Origin of the sequence: Streptomyces sp. H39-C1 (assembly GCF_027158125.1) — a bacterium.
Classification (GTDB): domain Bacteria; phylum Actinomycetota; class Actinomycetes; order Streptomycetales; family Streptomycetaceae; genus Actinacidiphila; species Actinacidiphila fildesensis.
In genome coordinates this window covers 1-2,672 of record NZ_JAPVLS010000217.1, presented here as the reverse complement: position 1 = coordinate 2,672, position 2,672 = coordinate 1, and the positions used below count along the sequence as shown (strand labels likewise).

Below are 2,672 nucleotides of genomic sequence, written 5' to 3'. Positions count from 1 at the left end.
CTGCGGGCGTGGGGATTCAGCGTGTGGACGGGCATCCTCAACGCCGCCGACTACGGCGTACCCCAGACGAGACGGCGGGCGATCCTGCTCGCCTCCCGGGTCCGCACAGCCCAGCCCCCTGCCCCGACCCATGCCCAAGTCGGCGAGCCCGACTCGCTGTTCGGTCCGGGCCGCGTCCGCTGGGTCAGCATGGCCCAGGCCCTGGGGTGGGGCGCCACCGATCGGCCCGTGCCCACCGTCTGCGCCGGCGGTGGGCCCGGTGGTGGCCCCGAACCGTTTCCCTCCGGGTCCCGCAAGGCTCTGTCCCATTCGCGTGAGCGCGGTACCTGGACGTCGCGGCCGGACGGCTTCATGCTGCCGTCCCGGACAACTCGGCTCGGGACGCGCGAGAGCCGTCCCGGACCCGCCGAGGCGCCCGTCTGGTCCTGGTCCCTGCGGAGCAACAACCAGACCAACGCCACCATCCGGCCGCTGTCCGAACCCGCCGGGACGCTGTTCTTCGGGCACCGCGCCAACGAATGCACCTGGATCGCTGAACCCCCCGCCTCCCAAAGGGAAGACGCAGCGTTGACTCCGGTTCCGGAACCGATCCGGATCACCGCCCGCGAGGCCGGCATCCTGCAGACCTTCCCCGCCGACCACCCCTGGGCCGGCAATAAGGGCCAGCAGTTCTCACAGATCGGCAACGCCGTACCCCCACTGCTCGCCGCCCACCTCCTCGCCCCGCACCTGGGCGTTCTCCTCAACCCCGACGACTTCACCCTGGCCGCCTGATGCACCACACCCCCGAACCCGGCCATGACGACCTCGACGCCGCCACCCCGCCGCCCCCGGTATTCCACGCCGAGCAGGCCCTCCTCGGCGCCCTCCTGCTCGAACCCCACCGCCTTGGCGAGGTGACCAGCGTCGGCTCCGAGGCGTTCTCCACTGCCGCACACGCCGCCGTGTTCCGCGCGATCAGCTCCCTGCCGGCGGCCGACCCGGTCGACCACACGCAGAGCACGCAGTGGCTCGATGCCGTGCTCAGCGCCGCCCGCGAGCAAGCGCCCGGCCTGACCGCCACCTACCTGCACCACCTCATCCAGGTCTGCCCACGGCCCCGGCACGCGCCCGCGTACGCGCGGATGATCGAGGCCGAGCACGCCCGGCGCCGTCTGGCCGCCGCCGCCCAACACCTCGGACACACCGCCCGGGACACCTCACTGCCGCAGCCCGTGATCACCACCCTCGACGAGGCCGACGCCCTGGCCACCGTGGTGGACGACATCGCCGCCCGCTTCCCCTCACACGCCGGCTCCCTGCCCCGCACCCACGTTCCTGAGCCGACCCCGCCCCCCGACCAGGAGGCCCTCGACGAGGAACAGTTGCTGCTCGCAACCGCGACCGCGCTCCCCACCATCATCGAGCAGATGCGGTGGCTGACGCCGGGCGACTTCACCCAGCCGCTGCACGCCGGACTGTGGCAGTGCCTGAACGCCCTAACCCGACGCGACACCCCCGTCGACCCCGTGACGCTGCTGTGGGAAGCACAGCACCGACGCCTGCTGGCAGCCGGAGCCGACCCGCGAGAACTACTCGACCTCCTCAACGGACCGCTCGGCTCCCCCGACCACTGGGGCGAGCGCGTCCTGCAGCGCTCCCTCCTGGCCACCGCCCAGCACACCAGCCAGATCATCGAGGCGTTCACCAACGATCCGGCCACCACGCCGAACCAACTCGTCGTGGGCAGCCGCCGCGCTCTCGCCGGCCTGTCCGCCGTGCGCACCCGATGGCAGCACGCCACTGCACCCGCGCCGGCCCGCCATTCCCGCCCCAGCAAGCCCTGCGGGGCCCCGCAGGCATCCCGGGCCGGGCCGCCGCGGACCACGGCTCCGCCCCCCGCCCGCATATCCCGCTAAGCCCCCGCCGCCCGCCGAGCACGCCTGGCCCTTGCGTACCGGTGACCGGCAGAAGAGAGCCGCCTTCGTGTCGACCCCCTCCCTGGACGCGCACGTCCTCCTCGACAGCCACCCCACCCACCCCAGTGCCGTGACCGCCCTCCTGACCGGTTCCCGGGCCCACATCCCCCACGTGGGCCTGGAGGCCGCCAACTGGCACGTCGTCACCACCAACACCCTGGTTCTGGCCCGCATCGACCATGAGGAGCCCTACTGGGCCGAACAGGCCGCCCAGCAACTGGCCGCTGACGGGATCACCGTCGAGATCACCCCCCAGCTCCGCAAAGCCATGGACGAAGACTGGACATGGGCCGACTACCCGATGCCCTGGTGCACCCGTGCCGAGATCCGCGAGGTCTCCAACGAAGCCCAAACGATCTACGACGACATCCGCCACGGCCACCTGCTCATCCACGCCCACGCCGAGGACGGCCACACCACCGTCGCGGTCGGCACCTACCTGAGCCGCGGCGGCAAGAGCGTCTACCTCCACGGTGAGAACCACCTGCGGCAGGTCGCCGACACCTTCGACTCACCCGCTCAGGCCCTGGTCGCTTTCGAAAATGTCCACGGCGGCACGATGCGGCCCGGCCCGGCACCCATGACCGACACCGAGCACGACGCCGTCCAGGCCCGCACATCCTTCGCCATACCCGGCGTCGAACCTCAGCCCACACCAGCACCGGAAACCGTCCCTGCGTACGCAACCGATGCCGGCGACCACGATGCTCTCCT

The 2,672-nt window shown here is 71.8% G+C and carries 2 protein-coding genes and 1 pseudogene; all 3 read left to right on the top strand.

All coding sequences use genetic code 11. The features are described 5' to 3' along the window. On the top strand, positions 1–774 hold a 774-nt coding region (locus O3W51_RS47650; protein ID WP_269290319.1), incomplete at its 5' end, for a DNA cytosine methyltransferase. After that, positions 774–1,898: a DnaB-like helicase N-terminal domain-containing protein gene (locus O3W51_RS47645; RefSeq protein WP_269290317.1), complete on the top strand. Its 1,125-nt coding sequence runs from the start codon at positions 774–776 to the stop codon at positions 1,896–1,898. The genes O3W51_RS47650 and O3W51_RS47645, both read left to right, overlap by 1 nt. Positions 1,899–1,965: 67 nt before the next feature. Next, a pseudogene (locus O3W51_RS47640) lies at positions 1,966–2,672 on the top strand (DUF317 domain-containing protein); the annotation flags it as partial.

Excerpts from the sequence above, each read along its gene's own strand:
- O3W51_RS47645 (WP_269290317.1), top strand. The coding sequence starts at position 774 with ATGCACCACACCCCCGAACCCGGCCATGACGACCTCGACGCCGCCACC.